The 14,895-nt window shown below is 64.8% G+C and carries 16 protein-coding genes; 5 read left to right on the top strand and 11 right to left on the bottom strand.

What is annotated here, in order from left to right; translation table 11 throughout:
* Nucleotides 1-272 precede the first annotated feature (272 nt).
* Nucleotides 273-650, top strand: coding sequence for a histone-like nucleoid-structuring protein MvaT (gene mvaT / locus DMX06_RS12210; RefSeq protein WP_028690229.1), 378 nt, complete (start codon nucleotides 273-275; stop codon nucleotides 648-650).
* A gap of 75 nt (nucleotides 651-725) precedes the next feature.
* On the opposite strand, the gene sbcB is transcribed toward mvaT, so the two are convergent.
* From sbcB to DMX06_RS12195, 3 genes are all read right to left on the bottom strand, one after another.
* A complete protein-coding gene (sbcB, locus tag DMX06_RS12205) occupies nucleotides 726-2,156 on the bottom strand; it encodes an exodeoxyribonuclease I (RefSeq protein WP_110737359.1) in 1,431 nt (476 codons plus the stop codon).
* A gap of 61 nt (nucleotides 2,157-2,217) precedes the next feature.
* The gene (locus DMX06_RS12200) at nucleotides 2,218-2,577 is read right to left on the bottom strand and encodes a PilZ domain-containing protein (RefSeq protein ID WP_023631126.1); all 360 of its coding nucleotides are present in this window, start codon (nucleotides 2,575-2,577) and stop codon (nucleotides 2,218-2,220) included.
* A 123-nt stretch (nucleotides 2,578-2,700) separates the two neighbouring features.
* Nucleotides 2,701-3,087 (bottom strand): tetratricopeptide repeat protein, encoded by a 387-nt coding sequence (locus DMX06_RS12195; protein ID WP_110737356.1) that lies wholly within the window; start codon nucleotides 3,085-3,087, stop codon nucleotides 2,701-2,703.
* Nucleotides 3,088-3,268: 181 nt separating this feature from the next.
* Here DMX06_RS12195 and pyk point away from each other — a divergent pair, with 181 nt between their 5' ends.
* On the top strand, nucleotides 3,269-4,723 hold the full coding sequence (gene pyk / locus DMX06_RS12190) for a pyruvate kinase (protein WP_050703896.1): 1,455 nt from the start codon (nucleotides 3,269-3,271) through the stop codon (nucleotides 4,721-4,723).
* Nucleotides 4,724-4,863: 140 nt separating this feature from the next.
* On the opposite strand, the gene DMX06_RS12185 is transcribed toward pyk, so the two are convergent.
* Nucleotides 4,864-5,781 (bottom strand): iron-sulfur-binding ferredoxin reductase, encoded by a 918-nt coding sequence (locus DMX06_RS12185; RefSeq protein WP_110737354.1) that lies wholly within the window; start codon nucleotides 5,779-5,781, stop codon nucleotides 4,864-4,866.
* 273 nt (nucleotides 5,782-6,054) lie between these two features.
* Between DMX06_RS12185 and DMX06_RS12180 the strand changes: the two genes are divergently transcribed.
* Nucleotides 6,055-7,578, top strand: a complete 1,524-nt coding sequence (locus DMX06_RS12180; protein ID WP_110737351.1) for a fumarate hydratase — start codon at nucleotides 6,055-6,057, stop codon at nucleotides 7,576-7,578.
* A 63-nt stretch (nucleotides 7,579-7,641) separates the two neighbouring features.
* Here DMX06_RS12180 and DMX06_RS12175 read toward each other — a convergent pair whose 3' ends face one another.
* The 7 genes from DMX06_RS12175 to DMX06_RS12145 form a co-directional block, all read right to left on the bottom strand.
* A complete protein-coding gene (locus DMX06_RS12175; protein ID WP_110737348.1) occupies nucleotides 7,642-8,232 on the bottom strand; it encodes a GNAT family acetyltransferase in 591 nt (196 codons plus the stop codon).
* A gap of 248 nt (nucleotides 8,233-8,480) precedes the next feature.
* Complete coding sequence (locus DMX06_RS12170; protein WP_062572944.1) at nucleotides 8,481-9,059, bottom strand: DJ-1/PfpI family protein; 579 nt, start codon at nucleotides 9,057-9,059, stop codon at nucleotides 8,481-8,483.
* 74 nt (nucleotides 9,060-9,133) lie between these two features.
* Nucleotides 9,134-10,291 carry a phospholipase D-like domain-containing protein gene (locus tag DMX06_RS12165; RefSeq protein WP_110737345.1) on the bottom strand — a complete coding sequence of 386 codons (1,158 nt, stop codon included), beginning with the start codon at nucleotides 10,289-10,291 and terminating at the stop codon, nucleotides 9,134-9,136.
* A 1-nt stretch (nucleotide 10,292) separates the two neighbouring features.
* Complete coding sequence (locus DMX06_RS12160; RefSeq protein WP_050703892.1) at nucleotides 10,293-10,874, bottom strand: YceI family protein; 582 nt, start codon at nucleotides 10,872-10,874, stop codon at nucleotides 10,293-10,295.
* A 44-nt stretch (nucleotides 10,875-10,918) separates the two neighbouring features.
* Nucleotides 10,919-11,215 carry an amidase gene (locus DMX06_RS12155; protein WP_110737343.1) on the bottom strand — a complete coding sequence of 99 codons (297 nt, stop codon included), beginning with the start codon at nucleotides 11,213-11,215 and terminating at the stop codon, nucleotides 10,919-10,921.
* Nucleotides 11,212-12,288 carry a serine hydrolase domain-containing protein gene (locus tag DMX06_RS12150; RefSeq protein WP_110737341.1) on the bottom strand — a complete coding sequence of 359 codons (1,077 nt, stop codon included), beginning with the start codon at nucleotides 12,286-12,288 and terminating at the stop codon, nucleotides 11,212-11,214. The genes DMX06_RS12155 and DMX06_RS12150 overlap by 4 nt, the downstream gene beginning before the upstream one ends.
* A gap of 40 nt (nucleotides 12,289-12,328) precedes the next feature.
* Nucleotides 12,329-13,216 (bottom strand): acyl-CoA dehydrogenase, encoded by an 888-nt coding sequence (locus tag DMX06_RS12145; RefSeq protein ID WP_110737338.1) that lies wholly within the window; start codon nucleotides 13,214-13,216, stop codon nucleotides 12,329-12,331.
* A 133-nt stretch (nucleotides 13,217-13,349) separates the two neighbouring features.
* On the opposite strand from DMX06_RS12145, the gene olsB reads away from it, so the two are divergent.
* Together olsB and DMX06_RS12135 are read left to right on the top strand one after the other, a co-directional pair.
* A complete protein-coding gene (gene olsB / locus DMX06_RS12140) occupies nucleotides 13,350-14,105 on the top strand; it encodes an L-ornithine N(alpha)-acyltransferase (RefSeq protein ID WP_110737336.1) in 756 nt (251 codons plus the stop codon).
* On the top strand, nucleotides 14,105-14,887 hold the full coding sequence (locus DMX06_RS12135; RefSeq protein ID WP_110737335.1) for a lysophospholipid acyltransferase family protein: 783 nt from the start codon (nucleotides 14,105-14,107) through the stop codon (nucleotides 14,885-14,887). Before olsB ends, DMX06_RS12135 begins: the two co-directional genes overlap by 1 nt.
* The last annotated feature ends 8 nt before the right edge of the window (nucleotides 14,888-14,895 follow it).

Raw genomic sequence — 14,895 nt, 5'->3', positions numbered from 1 at the left:
CATATTCTAACGACCTGCCGAAAAAAACGCAGTAAGCATCTACACCCCAGCGCCACCTGCCTCAAGGACGCAGTCGTACAGGCCTATTCCCTTCTTCCCAAGGGGAAATAGCCTGCGTCCCAGACAAATTGTAAATTTTTCTTAACCTGATGACTGCGCAGTCAGTGCCTACTATTAAATGAGAGGTCAATATTAAATTGTTTACTTGAGAGTTTCGCCTGTCTATTATTGCCCCCACTGTCTCTCTCTGAACATGCATTAAGGAACACACCATGTCCCTGATCAACGAATACCGCGCCACCGAAGAAGCCATCAAGGAACTTCAAGCCCGCCTGGCCAACCTGTCGCAAGACGGCAAGCTGCAAAAAGAGCTGGAGTTCGAAAAGAAACTGCGCGAGCTGATGGCCGAAAACGGCAAATCGCTGCGTGACGTGATCGCCCTGCTCGATCCGGAAAGCAAACTGAGCAAAGCCCCGCGCGGCGCAGTCAAGACCACCGGCACCAAGCGTGCACGCAAGGTCAAGCAATACAAGAACCCGCACAACGGCGAGGTTATTGAAACCAAGGGTGGCAACCACAAGACCCTGAAAGAGTGGAAAGCCAAGTGGGGCGGCGACGTCGTCGAAAGCTGGGCTACCCTGCTGGACTGATTCGCCTGACTGGCGCATTGGTTTCAACATGAAAAACGCCGGCACTTGCCGGCGTTTTTTGTTTATCTGCACATTTCAAATCTGGTACTGCACTTTCAGTTGCCGGACATGGGCTTGCCAAGCCTCCAGCACCTGCCGTCCCGTTTCGCTGGCATCGGCCCAACTGCTCTGGCATGCCTGCTCGAAGTCCGCCAGGGTATTAGGCGCGCCGTAAGTAGGATCAGTAAGCCGCTGCTGACAGAACCCATGCCAACGGACGCGCTCTTGTTCATCAAGGGTGTCGGAAAAGTTTCTCGCGCGATAGCGGAACAGCAGTTCCGGCAGCCGCGGGTCATCGAACATCCATTGTCCATGTGCCAATTGCGCCGGATCCACACGCCGCACTTGTTCACTCAGGCGCTTGTCGCGGTCACCGAGAAAACCGTCATACAACTGTTGCTCCGGATCTTCGCTGGGGGCAAAGCCTTCTTCCTGATAAATAATGTCCAGCTTGTCTCGCCAGGTGGCCTGCTGGTTGGCCAAGTGCTCCGCCTGAGCCTGCATTGCCGACAACTCGAGCCCCAGACGTTGTTGGTCGGCCGGGCGCAGTACCGACAGTGGCGCCAATACCGGGCAGCGGTTGATATGCACCAACTTCAGCGGAACCGGTAGTTCGCCTTGGGCCATGTCTTCGTGCCGCGTATACAGGCGCTGACGCAATGCCTCTGCACTTTCCTGGAGCAGCGGCGAGGCATCTTGTTGCAAGTCGTAGACAATCAGCGCGTTGCGATTGCGCGGATGCCAGGCCAAAGGCAGTACCACGCCGATATAGTTGCGCTGGGCCGAGAAACGCCCGGATACATGTACCAGTGGCTGTAACAGCCGAACCTGTTCCATGACCTTGTGCTTGCTGCGCAATTGGAACAACCAGTCATACAACCGCGGCTGTTTCTCGCGGATCAAGCGAGCCAGGGCAATGGTTGCCCGCACGTCGGAAAGCGCCTCGTGGGCGTGGCCGTGGTCGATGCCATTGGCCTTGCTCAGCAGCTCCAGGCGCAGGCTGGTGCGCCCGTCCTGCTGTGGCCATACGATCCCCTCGGGGCGTAGCGCATAAGCGGTGCGGACCACGTCGATCAGGTCCCAGCGGCTGTTGCCACCCTGCCATTCCCGGGCGTAGGGGTCGAAGAAGTTGCGGTAGAGGCTGTAGCGGGTGACCTCATCGTCGAAACGCAAGGTGTTGTAGCCCGCGCCGCAGGTGCCAGGACGGGCCAGCTGATCGTGCACCCGGGTCATGAACTCGGCTTCGCACAGGCCCTGGTCGGCCAGTTGCCGGGGAGTGATGCCGGTCACCAGGCAGGCCGCGGGGTGCGGCAGGATATCGTCTGAGGGGCGGCAGTAGAGGCTGATCGGTGCCTCGATCTCGTTGAGGTCGAGGTCGGTGCGCACACCGGCCACCTGCAGCGGGCGGTCGCTGCGCGGATTGATGCCGGTGGTTTCGTAGTCGTGCCAGAAAATGCTGGAGCTCACGGGGTCTTCCTGTATCGAGGTCGACCAGAGTCTAACGGCACGCGGGAGGGCTGGGCCAGCCTCAGGCGGAGGCGTTCATGGGCCTGAAGCTGAAGAAGTCGCGCAGGGAGCGGACGAACTCATCGTACTCCTGCGGTGCCTGCAGCAGCATGAAGCCGGCATCGAAATGCCCCGGCGTCTCGTCCTCGCGGCACCACAGGCAACTGGCGGTCAGGTTGATGAACTGCAGGCCACCGCCGGCGAGGGGCACCCTTAGCTGCAGCTCGAAATCCGGCCCCACCAGCACCGGCAACTGGCTGATCAGCATCAAGCCGTCTTCCGAGGCGTTGCCCAGATAGCCGATCTGCTGGTCGGTGCAGCGGTTGAACACCTTGAGCACGCAAGGCAGCTGATGACGTTGTATGTGTCGCTCGATAAACATGATCGCAGTGAAATCCTGTACCCGGGGCCAGGAAGACAAGGTACTGGCGATGAACGTTACAACTCTCTAACAGATTAGCCCGGTCCGACGGACGGACTACATGAAATCATCGACACCTTGGGATTAACGCCAAGGTGTAGTGTTCACCGGATTGGCCACCGCCGCCTCGCTGCCGCGCAGGTACCCGAGCTTATCCAGCGTCTGCAGACGGGCCTGGGCACGGTAGGCGTACTCGTTGCGCGGGTACTGCTGGATCAGGTACTGGTAGGTCTGCGCCGCGTCGACGTAGAGCTTCTGTCGCTCCAGGCACTGGCCGCGCAACAGCGACACTTCCGGGTGGATGAACGGACGGGCGCGGCTGGTGCGGTCGACTTGCGAGAGCTCCAGCATCACTTTTGCGCAATCGCCACGATCGTAGGCGCGATAGGCATTGTTCAAGTGGTGGTCCATGGACCAGCGGGTGCAGCCGACGACACTGGCCGCCATGGTCAAAACGATCAGGGTGCGCATGGGAATTCTCCTTTGATGGGCAGTGTATCGGCCTTTCACGACAAATCTTCACCGTCTTTTGCAAGCATACCCGCGCCGTTCAAACGCAACCCTCCTTCGTGTGCGGGTAGTGCAACGGAACAATGACTACAGCGCAATTGAGGAGTAGCCTTTCGCTGCGCTTCACTATAGGAGTCTGTGCATGACCATCCGCCGTACCAAAATCGTCGCCACCCTTGGCCCCGCCAGCAATTCGCCGGAAGTGATCGAACAGCTGATCCTCGCCGGCCTGGACGTGGCACGCCTGAACTTCTCCCACGGCACCCCGGACGAGCACAAGGCCCGCGCCCGCCTGATCCGTGACATCGCCGCCAAGAACGGCCGCCATGTCGCCCTGCTGGGCGACCTGCAGGGTCCGAAGATCCGCATCGCCAAGTTCGCCAACAAGCGCATCGAACTGAAAGTCGGTGACAAGTTCACCTTCTCCACCGCTCACCCGCTGACCGAAGGCAACCAGGACATCGTCGGCATCGACTACCCCGACCTGGTCAAGGACTGCGGGGTCGGTGACGAACTGCTGCTCGACGACGGCCGCGTGGTCATGCGCGTCGAAACCGCCACTGCCGATGCCCTGCACTGCGTGGTGATCATCGGTGGCCCGCTGTCCGACCACAAAGGCATCAACCGCAAGGGTGGCGGCCTGACCGCACCGGCCCTGACCGAAAAAGACAAGGCCGACATCAAGCTGGCCGCGGAAATGGACCTGGACTACCTGGCCGTGTCGTTCCCGCGTGATGCCAGCGACATGGAATACGCGCGCAAGCTGCGTGACGAAGCCGGCGGCAGCGCCTGGCTGGTGGCCAAGATCGAACGCGCCGAAGCGGTCGCCGACGACGAGACCCTCGATCAGCTGATCCTCGCTTCCGACGCAGTCATGGTTGCCCGTGGCGACCTGGGCGTGGAAATCGGCGACGCCGAGCTGATCGCCATCCAGAAGAAGATCATCCAGCACGCCCGCCGCAACAACAAGGCGGTGATCGTGGCGACCCAGATGATGGAGTCGATGATCCAGAACCCGATGCCGACCCGCGCCGAAGTGTCCGACGTGGCCAACGCCGTGCTCGACAACACCGACGCGGTGATGTTGTCGGCCGAAAGCGCCGCCGGTGCCTACCCGATCGAGGCCGTGCAGGCCATGGCCCGTATCTGCTCGGGCGCCGAGAAGCACCCGACCAGCCAGAAGTCCAGCCACCGCCTGCACACCACCTTCGAGCGCTGCGACGAGTCCATCGCCCTGGCGGCGATGTACACCGCCAACCACTTCCCGGGCGTCAAGGCGATCATCGCCCTCACCGAAAGTGGCTACACACCGCTGATCATGTCGCGCCTGCGTTCGCACGTGCCGATCTTCGCCCTGTCGCCGCACCGCGCCACCCAGGCCCGTGCCAACATGTTCCGCGGCGTCTACCCGATCGCCTTCGACCCGGCCTCGCTGCCGGCCGACAAGGTGAGCCAGGCGGCGGTCGACGAGCTGCTCAAGCGCGGCCTGGTCGAGCAAGGTGACTGGGTGATCCTGACCAAGGGCGACAGCTACCACACCATCGGTGGCACCAATGGCATGAAGATCCTGCATGTCGGTGATCCGCTGGTCGGCTGACCCTGCTCCCGTTGGGGCCGCTTTGCGGCCCTATCGCGATACAAGGCCGCTCCCACAACTACCGCGCAACTCCAAGGTTGCGGGGAACCTGTGGGAGCGGCCTTGTGTCGCGAAAGGAGGGCAAAGCCCTCCCTGCTCTCTCAAGCATGCTCACTGAACACATCAGCAAACACCTGCCCCCTGGGCACACCCGCTATAAATAGCCGCCGAGCAAACTGCTCCACCCGCCCCGGCGCCCCGCACACCAACGCTACCGTCTGACGCGACGCCAAGCGCAACCCCGCCAACGCCGCCTCGAAATCTTCGCTCGCCACCAGTTCCACACTCACCTGTTCCCCAGCCAGCGCCCGTAACGCCTCGGCCAGGTAATGCTCACGTGCCACATGCAGCACCTTGACCGGTCCTAGGTGCCCCTGTCGCAACGCCTCGCGCAGGATGCCCCACAACGGCGCCAGCCCGGTACCCGCCGCCAGCAGCCAGAGCGGCCGCGCCTGCCAGTCCGGATCGTAGTGCAACGCACCGCCCCGGAGTTCGCCGAGCCTCAGCACATCCCCCAGCCGAAGTTGCCTTGCCTGGTCGCAGAACGCGCCGCGACGGTGGCAATCCAGGTGAAATTCGAGAAAATCGTCTTCGCCCGGCAGGCTCGCCAACGAGTAGGGTCGCGCAACGCCGTCGTTCCACAACACCAGGTGCTGCCCGGCCTGGTAGCGCAATGGCCGCTCCGCTCGCAACCTCAGACGCAGCACATCGGCGAACCAGTCCAGCCCGATCACCGTGGCCGGCAGGCCATCGTTTCGGGGGTCGAACAGCGCCACCCGCAGGTCACTGGTGACCGAGCACTGGCAGGCCAGGCGCCAGCCCTGCTCGCGTTTTTCCGCCGCCAGCGCCTCGGGTTTCGCGTCGATGGGCATACCTCCCAGGCAACGCACCAGGCAGGCGTGGCAGCTGCCGGCGCGGCAGCTGTAGGGCACGTTCAGGCCTGCCTCGTTGAGGGCATCCAGTAGATTGCTGCCGCCTGGTACTGCCCAATGGCGCTCGCCCACGCAGAGTTCGGGCATGGTCAGGTTTCTCGTCCGATTAAAAGTATTACTGGCGCCACTTTGCGCTCCCGATGCCACAGCATCGCATGTCATCAGCAAAAAGGATGCCCTTTCCCTGCCGACCTTGGTCCAGACCACGTGCAGGTGTTTCCGAAGGCGTGGCACGGTATACTGCCGCGCCTTTTTGTGCCGGCCCGACCAGCCGGCGCCTTGCCAGGCGTTCCTGACATACAGGTGTGCACTGTCGGAATGCCTTTTCGAATGTTCCCGTCTTTAAGAGGAGCGCGCTGCATGACCGTGATCAAGCAAGACGACCTGATTCAGAGCGTCGCCGACGCCCTGCAATTCATCTCGTACTACCACCCCGTCGACTTCATCCAGGCGATGCACGAAGCCTACCTGCGTGAAGAGTCGCCAGCCGCGCGTGACTCGATCGCCCAGATCCTGATCAACTCGCGCATGTGCGCCACCGGCCACCGCCCGATCTGCCAGGACACCGGTATCGTCACCGTGTTCATCCGCGTCGGCATGGACGTACGCTGGGACGGCGCCACCCTGAGCGTCGACGACATGATCAACGAAGGTGTGCGCCGCGCCTACAACCTGCCCGAGAACGTCCTGCGCGCCTCGATCCTGGCCGACCCGGCCGGTGCCCGCAAGAACACCAAGGACAACACCCCGGCCGTCATCCACTACTCCATCGTCCCCGGCGACAAGGTCGAGGTCGATGTCGCGGCCAAGGGTGGTGGCTCGGAAAACAAGTCGAAGATGGCCATGCTCAACCCGTCCGACTCGATCGTCGACTGGGTTCTGAAGACCGTCCCGACCATGGGCGCCGGCTGGTGCCCGCCTGGCATGCTCGGCATCGGCATCGGCGGCACCGCCGAGAAGGCCGCGGTCATGGCCAAGGAAGTGCTGATGGAGTCCATCGACATCCATGAACTGAAGGCCCGTGGCCCGCAGAACCGCCTCGAGGAAATCCGCCTGGAGCTGTTCGAGAAGGTCAACCAGCTGGGCATCGGCGCCCAGGGCCTGGGCGGCCTGACCACCGTGCTCGACGTCAAGATCATGGACTACCCGACCCACGCCGCCTCGCTGCCGGTGTGCATGATCCCCAACTGCGCCGCCACCCGCCACGCCCATTTCGTGCTGGACGGTTCCGGCCCTGCCGAGCTGGAAGCGCCGTCGCTGGACGCCTACCCGGAAATCGTCTGGGAAGCCGGCCCGAGCGCCCGTCGCGTCAACCTCGACGACATCACCCCGGAAGAAGTCGCCAGCTGGAAGCCGGGCGAGACCATCCTGCTCAACGGCAAGATGCTCACCGGGCGCGACGCCGCGCACAAGCGCATGGTCGAGATGCTCAACCGTGGCGAAGAGCTGCCGGTCGACCTCAAGGGCCGCTTCATCTACTACGTAGGCCCGGTCGACCCGGTCGGTGACGAAGTGGTAGGCCCGGCCGGCCCGACCACCGCTACCCGCATGGACAAGTTCACCCGCCAGATCCTCGAGCAGACCGGTCTGCTGGGCATGATCGGCAAGTCCGAGCGCGGCCCGACCGCCATCGAGGCGATCAAGGACAACAAGGCCGTGTACCTGATGGCCGTCGGCGGCGCCGCCTACCTGGTAGCCCAGGCCATCCGCAAGTCGAAGGTCCTGGCCTTCGCCGAGCTGGGCATGGAAGCGATCTACGAGTTCGAAGTGAAGGACATGCCGGTCACCGTCGCGGTGGACAGCAAGGGCGAGTCGGTGCACATCACTGGTCCCGCGCTGTGGCAAAGCAAGATCGCCGAGAGCCTGGCAGTTGAAGTGAAGTAAGCCTCCCGCTGTAGCAGCGACGGCCCCCTCGTGGGGCCGTCGTCGTTTCAAGGCCGTGGATTTCTAGACAGGCAGCGCCTTGAGCCAGAACGACATGATCTTCGCCGACTGCGCCTGCTCGTCGAGGTCCCGCCAATGGTAGGTGGTACGCAGCGACGGCTCATGCAGAAAGCCGCGGTTGCGCCAGAAGCCCTGCAATGGCTTGTAGTCCGCCGGACGCCGTGGGTGTCCGGAGGGGCGCTCCACCGCACAGAACGCGCAGCAGTCGAACTCGGCCAGCTTGTGCGCATAGGACTCGCGTTCGATGAAAAAGCGTACGCCGAGCCCCTGCCCACGGTAAGCCGGCAGCAGCACCGACTCGCCGAAGTAATAGACCGAAGCCGGGTCACGCCCCTGGGCGAGAAACGGTTGCTGCAGCTCGGGATCGACATCCACCAACGGCAGACCGGTGGCGGCGCCCACCACCCGGCTGCCGTCCAGCGCCAGCACCACCAGACTGCGCCCGGACTCGGCGTAATTGGCCAGGTAATCGGCCTGGTGGCTCAGGGAGCTGTCCAGGAGATAGGGAAACTCGCGAAAAAGCGTCAGACGCAGGCGCGCGAGGTCATCGATGTAAGGCGCGATGGCGGCGCCATGGAGCAAGCGGATTTCCATGCGGGGCGGTCGTCCTGTCGATGGCTATGACTGAGGTCCACCCTAGCACCCACCCTGCCCTGCGGCCTTTCCCCTGCGCGACAGGTATTTCTCCATGACCGCTACAAGTGCTCGATCCCTGTAGGAGCGGCCTCGTGCCGCAAAAGGGCCGTAAAGCGGCCCCGGCGATCGTTGCATGAACGCTGATCCTGGGGCTGCGTCGCAGCCCTTTCGCGGCACGAGGCCGCTCCTACAGTCCAGCGTGTCTGTCAGGAGATACGGGTGCCCAGCACTTTCAGGAACGCCGCCAGCCACGCCGGATGCGCAGGCCAGGCCGGCGCGGTCACCAGGTTGCCGTCCACATGGGCCTGGTCCACCGCGATATCGATGAAGCGCCCACCCGCCAGCCGTACCTCGGGCGCACAGGCGGGATAGGCACTGCACTCACGCCCTTCGAGCACACCTGCCGCCGCCAGCAACTGGGCCCCATGGCACACCGCCGCGATAGGCTTGCCAGCCTGATCGAAGGCCTTGACCAGCTCAAGCACCCTGTCGTTCAGGCGCAGGTATTCCGGGGCACGGCCACCGGGAATCAGCAACGCGTCGTAGCTTTCGGCGCGCACCTGGACGAAGTCGTAGTTCAGGGCGAAGTTGTGCCCCGGCTTCTCGCTGTAGGTCTGCTCGCCCTCGAAATCGTGGATCGCCGTGCGCACCGTCTGCCCGGCAATCTTCTCCGGGCACACGGCATGGACGGTATGGCCGACCATGGCCAGGGCCTGGAACGGCACCATCACCTCGTAGTCCTCCACATAGTCGCCCACCAGCATGAGAATCTTCTTCGCCGTCATCGCATCCACTCCTTCGGTTGTCTGGGAACAATCCCTGCACGATAGTCCGCTTTGCCCGAGCGCGATATACGATGCTAGTTTCGCCGGTCCAACAGGTTGGCCACCACCCGGTCGAGCCAGCCCCACAGGCGCTGCTGCACCCGCCGCCACAACGGCCGCGCATGCCAGCGCGCCAGGTCGACTTCCAGGCTCTGGGCGAAGTCGCGCTCGAAGCTGGCGGCCACCGCAGCAGTCAGCGGTGGATCGAGGGCCTCGACGTTGGCTTCGAGGTTGAAGCGCAGGTTCCAGTGATCGAAGTTGCACGACCCCACGCTGACCCAGTCATCCACCAGCACCATCTTCAGGTGCAGGAAGCACGGCTGGTACTCGAAGATCCGCACCCCGGCGCGCAGCAGGCGCGGATAGTAGCGATGCCCGGCATAGCGCACCGCCGGGTGGTCGGTGCGCGGACCGGTGAGCAGCAGGCGCACATCGATGCCCTTCTGCGCGGCGCGGCGCAGAGAGCGGCGCACGCTGAAGGTCGGCAGGAAATAGGGCGTGGCCAGCCAGATACGGCGCTGGCCGCTGTTCAGCGCGCGGACCAGCGCATGCAGGATGTCCTTGTGCTGGCGGGCGTCGGCGTAGGCCACCCGGCCCATGCCCTGCCCCTGGACCGGCACCTGGGGCAGGCGCGGCAGACCAAAGCCCTCGGGCGGACGCCAGGCGGTACGACGCTGGTTGGCATGCCACTGGCGATCGAACAGCAGTTGCCAGTCGGTGACGATCGGCCCCTGCATGCGCACCATCACCTCGTGCCATTCGCTGGCCTCCTCGCCCGGTGTCCAGAATTCATCGGTCACCCCGGTGCCGCCGACCACCGCCAACCGTTCATCCACCAACAGCAGCTTGCGATGATCGCGATAGAGGTTGCGCAGGCCCCGGCGCCAGCGCAGGCGGTTGTACCAGCGCAGGTAGACGCCCGCCGCCAGCAGGCGCTCGCGCAGGGCCGTGGGGAAGGCCAGCGAGCCGTAGTCGTCGAACAGGCAGCGCACCCGTACGCCGCGACGCGCCGCCTGCTCCAGGGCCTCGACCACCGCCTCGGCGCAGGCGCCACCCTCGACCAGATACAGCTCCAAGTCGACCTGGAATTCGGCGCGCACGATCGCCAGCAACATGCGCGGAAAGAACTCAGGGCCGTCGATCAGCAGTTCGAACTGGTTGCCATCCCGCCAGGGGAAGACCGGCCCCGGCATGTCAGCGGGCGGTAAAGATCAGCACCGCGCTCACCGGCACTGAGGGATTGATCGACTTGAGCCCGGCCAACTTGCGCAGGTTTTCCAGACCCGGCAGCAAGCCGAAGTCAGAGGCGCGCAGGATCAGCGGCTCGAGGGTCACCACCTGGAATCGTCGCTCGTCCAGGCGCGTGGCCAGCAGCAGGGTGTTGTAGCTGCGGGTCTGGCCATGCAGGGTGACGCTGACCGGCAGGCGCAGCTCCAGCTGCGCGCCATTGGCCAGGTCGTTGATCGGACGCAGGTCGATCTGCGCCTGTACCGTGGCCTCGGGGAACTGCTCGAAGGCGAACAGGTTGTCGCGCATGCGCTCGTCGCGCAGCGGGATACCGCTGCTGATCGAGTCCATCTCGATGCTCACTTCGGCCGCGCCCTTGCGGTCGACCTTGCCGTGCAGCACCAGGAATCGGTTGACCTCGGCGATATTGCCGTTCTTGCCGGTGACGAAGGACAGGCGCGAGGACTCGCCATCCAGGTGCCAGTTGGCGTGAGCGGGCAGGCACAGGGCGAGCAGGAGGGCGGGCAGCAGGCGGGACGGCTTGAACATGTGAAATCCTGTAAATCAAGGCCGTCAACCTTACCCGCACGGCCTCACGGCAGCAAGCGGCAGCCCTCGCGCATGCCCTGCCAGGCGGCCTGGTTGCGCCGCCCCAGGCCCTCGGCGGTGACCAGGCGCCCGGCGCCGTCCTCCTCCAGCAGGCTCAAGGGCAGGTACTGCTGCACATAGCCTCGGCAGTAGGTTTCAGCAAAGCCCATGACGAAGCGGCACGAACAATACTCCTTCGCCGAATAGGCCGAGAGAATGCCCGGGAAGTCCGCCAGTGCCTGGCGCTCATGCCAGGCCCAGGCCAGTCCGGCCAGCACCAGCAGGAACACGACCCGTTTCATGTGCCCTCCCCGGCCGCGGCGGCCAGCACCCGCTTGAGCAGTTCGTTGTGGCTGAAGCTGGTATCGCGGTCATCGGCATAGCGTACGATCACCAGCTTGCGCGAGGGCACCACGTAGAGCGCCTGGCCCCAGTGGCCGAGCGCGGCGAAGGTGTCCGTCGGCGCGTCCGGCCAGGGTGTCGGCTGGCCTGGCAGCGGCTGGTTGAGCCACCAGTGACCGCCGGGGTTGGCTTCGCCCGGCACAGGCTCGGCGGCGCTGAACAGGGTGCGGTTGAACGCCACCCACTCGGCCGGCAGCAACCGCCCCTCGCGCCAGCGCCCGTCGCGCTGCATCAGCAGGCCGATGCGCGCCAGGTCGCGGGCATTGAGATAGAGGTAGGAGGAGCCGACATAGGTACCCGCGCCATCCTGTTCCCAAACTGCGCTATCGATCCCCAGCGGGGTGAACAGGGCCTGCCAGGGGTAGTCGGTAAAACGTGCGGGTTCGAGCATGCCGCGCAGGCTGGCGGCGAGCAGGTTGCTGTCGCCGCTGGAGTAGGCGAAGTGCGTGCCGGGCGCGCTGACGGCGGGCATTGCTGCCGTGTAGGCCGCCATGTCGGTGCGGCCACGGGTATAGAGCATGGCCACCACCGACGACTTCAAGGGTGCATACTCGTAGTCCTCCTGCCAGGCCAGGCCACTGGCCCAGTGCAACAGGTCGACCAGGCGCAGCCCGGGGTGCTGCTGCAGTGCCGGGTAGTAGCGACCGGCCGGGTCGTCGAGTTTGAAGCGCCCCTCACCGTAGGCCACGCCCATTACCGTGGCCAGCACGCTCTTGCTCACCGACCAGGTCAGGTGCGGTGTGTCGGCACGGGTTGGCTCGACGTAGCGCTCGTGGAGAATACGACCATCGCGAATGATCAGCAGCGCGTCGGTACGAATGCCGCCGCGTTCGGCAGCGCGTGGCGCGAAGGCATAGGTGTCGACGGCCTGCCAGTCGATGACCGCATCATCGACCAGCCATTGCGCTGCGGGCCAGTCTTCGGCCCAGGCCGGGCCGGTGGTCATGGCCAGGACAAGCAACAGTACCTTCATAGGGTAGCCTGATTCAAAGACTCCTCAGCCTCTCAGGCTTTCATGACAATCCGGCGGCACTCCAGGCCTTGGCCAGGCGTTTGTCACGGGCCACGGCGGCCAGCGCCAGCAGGCCCTGGTCGCGCTGCCACAATTGCGCCCAGTGTTCGGGCCCTGCGGCCAGCGCCTGGTCGATCTCGCCCCGCAAGCCCTGGAACTGGGCAAACAGGCCACCCAGCAGCAAGTGACAGGCCACGCTGTCCGGGCATTGCCGGCTACCCTCGGCACAACCGGCGAGCAACCCGATCAGCCGCAGCCGCAAATCCTGCGGCCAGGCGCATTCCTGGGCGATGCCATGCAGCCAGGCCACCAGCGCGGCGAGCACATAAAGGTCCTCAAGGGAGCGGAAGGGTTTGACGTAGGCGTCCCAGCCATCGCCGGCAAGCAACTCGCACGCCGCCTCCTTTAGCTGCAGCCGGCCATGGCCGACTTCGGGCATCAACGGCAGGGTCGGCAAGGCCTCGAGGCTGACACCGGGCTCCCCCGGATAGACCACCGCCAGTTGCAACCGCGGCGCCTCGCCCGGCCCTTCATGGCGCGCCGCCACCAACAGCCATTCAGCGTCCAGCCCAGCGGTGACAAAGTCCTTGCTGCCGGTCAGGCGCAGACCATCGAGGCGGGTGCGCATGTCCACCGGGCGCACGCTGCGCCGCTCGGTGGCGCACAACGCCCCCAGGCTGGCGGGCGCGCTGGGCCAGAGCACGCGCAGCGCCGCCTGGTAACCGAGCAGGAAGGCCAGGCCCGGCGTGGCCATGGCACGCCCGCCAAGCACCGCCAGCTCGAACGGCGCAACGCTACCCAGGCGCTCGAGCACCGCCGCGTAGGTTTCACCCAGGGTCGCCGCCAGCGGGTGGCGCAAAGGGTCGTTGAGTCGTTGCAACCAGGCCATCGCAAGCTCCTTGTAGGGGTGTCACGCAAGCATCACCAAAGATTCACGGGGGTGACACCGGGCGTACCTAGGCTGACTTTGCACAACAAAGCCGACCGGCCGCAACCCTTTGGCTGGCTTATGGAGACTCGCAATGACTCGGATCGCTCGCTCTGGCGACAACAGCACTGAACGCCGTCTGCAAGCCGAGCGCCTGGTCGGCGCCGCGGCCCTGCAGGAAGCACAGGCCCTGCGCTTCAAGGTGTTCAGCGCCGAATTCAAGGCCAAGCTCAAGGGCGCCGAACACGGCCTGGACATGGACGACTACGACATCCACTGCCGCCACATCGGCGTGCGCGACCTGGCCACCGGCCAGCTGGTCGCCACCACCCGCCTGCTCGACCACCAGGCCGCCAGCAGCCTGGGCCGCTTCTACAGTGAAGAAGAATTCAGCCTGCACGGCCTGCTGCAGCTGCAGGGCCCGATCCTCGAACTGGGCCGTACCTGCGTCGATCCGGCCTATCGCAACGGCGGCACCATCGCCGTGCTCTGGAGCGAACTGGCCGAAGTGCTCAACGAAGGCCGCTACAGCTACCTGATGGGCTGCGCCAGCATCCCCATGCAGGACGGCGGCGTGCAGGCCCACGCGATCATGCAGCGCCTGCGCGAACGCTACCTGTGCACCGAACACCTGCGCGCCGAACCGAAGAACCCGCTGCCCAGCCTGTCGCTGCCGAACAACGTCATCGCCGAGATGCCGCCGCTGCTCAAGGCCTACATGCGCCTGGGCGCGAAGATCTGCGGGGAGCCTTGCTGGGACGAGGACTTCCAGGTCGCCGACGTGTTCATCCTGCTCAAGCGCGACGACCTCTGCCCGCGCTATGCCCGTCACTTCAAGGCGGCGGTCTGATGCCGCGCCTGCGGGCCGCTGCCCGCCTGCTGCGGCTGTTCCTGGTGCTGGCCCTGGGACTGGCGATGGCCAGTGTCATCGCCCTGGGCGAGCGCCTGGGCCTGAAGGCCTCCATCGAACGCCGCCAGCGCTGGACACGGCTGTTCATGGGCCGCCTGGTCACCGCCCTGCCCTTCGACGTCAAGATCAAGGGTGAGCTGCCGCAACGGCCGATGCTCTGGGTCTGCAACCATGTGTCGTGGACCGATATTCCGCTGCTCGGCATGCTCACGCCGCTGTCGTTCCTGTCCAAGGCCGAGGTCCGCCACTGGCCGGTGGCCGGCTGGCTGGCCGAAAAAGCCGGTACGTTGTTCATCCGCCGTGGCGGTGGCGATGCCCAGCGCCTACGCCAGCAGATCAGCGAACAATTGGGCGAGCAACGTCCCCTGCTGATCTTCCCGGAAGGCACCACCACCGACGGTCGCACCCTGCGCACCTTCCATGGACGTCTGCTGGCCGGGGCCATCGACCAGGGTACGCCGCTGCAGCCGGTGGCGATCCAGTATCTGCGCGCGGGCGAACCCGATACGATTGCGCCGTTCATTGGCGAGGACGACCTGGTGTCCCATCTGATGCGGATATTTGGCCACGACCGGGGCGAGGTGGTGATCCACCTGTTGCCTCCGATTGGCAGCGAAGGCCAGGAACGCGCGGCGCTGGCGTTTCAGGCCCAGCAGGCGGTGCGCCAGGCGTTGTTCGGCATCGAGGAAGTCGAGCCGCGCCGCCAGGCCAAGGCAGCCTGAACAGTTAA

Origin of the sequence: Pseudomonas mosselii (assembly GCF_003205295.1) — a bacterium.
Taxonomy (GTDB): domain Bacteria; phylum Pseudomonadota; class Gammaproteobacteria; order Pseudomonadales; family Pseudomonadaceae; genus Aquipseudomonas; species Aquipseudomonas mosselii_B.
The sequence above is the reverse complement of the archived record's forward strand: the minus strand, read 5'-3'. Positions and strand labels throughout refer to the sequence as shown.

Coding starts and splice junctions, on each gene's coding strand:
- DMX06_RS12200 (WP_023631126.1), bottom strand. CDS start 2,577: ATGTTTATCGAGCGACACATACAACGTCATCAGCTGCCTTGCGTGCTC.
- DMX06_RS12150 (WP_110737341.1), bottom strand. CDS start 12,288: ATGAAGGTACTGTTGCTTGTCCTGGCCATGACCACCGGCCCGGCCTGG.
- DMX06_RS12195 (WP_110737356.1), bottom strand. CDS start 3,087: ATGCGCACCCTGATCGTTTTGACCATGGCGGCCAGTGTCGTCGGCTGC.
- olsB (WP_110737336.1), top strand. CDS start 13,350: ATGACTCGGATCGCTCGCTCTGGCGACAACAGCACTGAACGCCGTCTG.
- DMX06_RS12155 (WP_110737343.1), bottom strand. CDS start 11,215: ATGAAACGGGTCGTGTTCCTGCTGGTGCTGGCCGGACTGGCCTGGGCC.
- DMX06_RS12135 (WP_110737335.1), top strand. CDS start 14,105: ATGCCGCGCCTGCGGGCCGCTGCCCGCCTGCTGCGGCTGTTCCTGGTG.
- DMX06_RS12175 (WP_110737348.1), bottom strand. CDS start 8,232: ATGGAAATCCGCTTGCTCCATGGCGCCGCCATCGCGCCTTACATCGAT.
- DMX06_RS12185 (WP_110737354.1), bottom strand. CDS start 5,781: ATGCCCGAACTCTGCGTGGGCGAGCGCCATTGGGCAGTACCAGGCGGC.
- DMX06_RS12160 (WP_050703892.1), bottom strand. CDS start 10,874: ATGTTCAAGCCGTCCCGCCTGCTGCCCGCCCTCCTGCTCGCCCTGTGC.
- DMX06_RS12145 (WP_110737338.1), bottom strand. CDS start 13,216: ATGGCCTGGTTGCAACGACTCAACGACCCTTTGCGCCACCCGCTGGCG.
- pyk (WP_050703896.1), top strand. CDS start 3,269: ATGACCATCCGCCGTACCAAAATCGTCGCCACCCTTGGCCCCGCCAGC.
- DMX06_RS12165 (WP_110737345.1), bottom strand. CDS start 10,291: ATGCCGGGGCCGGTCTTCCCCTGGCGGGATGGCAACCAGTTCGAACTG.
- DMX06_RS12170 (WP_062572944.1), bottom strand. CDS start 9,059: ATGACGGCGAAGAAGATTCTCATGCTGGTGGGCGACTATGTGGAGGAC.
- DMX06_RS12180 (WP_110737351.1), top strand. CDS start 6,055: ATGACCGTGATCAAGCAAGACGACCTGATTCAGAGCGTCGCCGACGCC.
- mvaT (WP_028690229.1), top strand. CDS start 273: ATGTCCCTGATCAACGAATACCGCGCCACCGAAGAAGCCATCAAGGAA.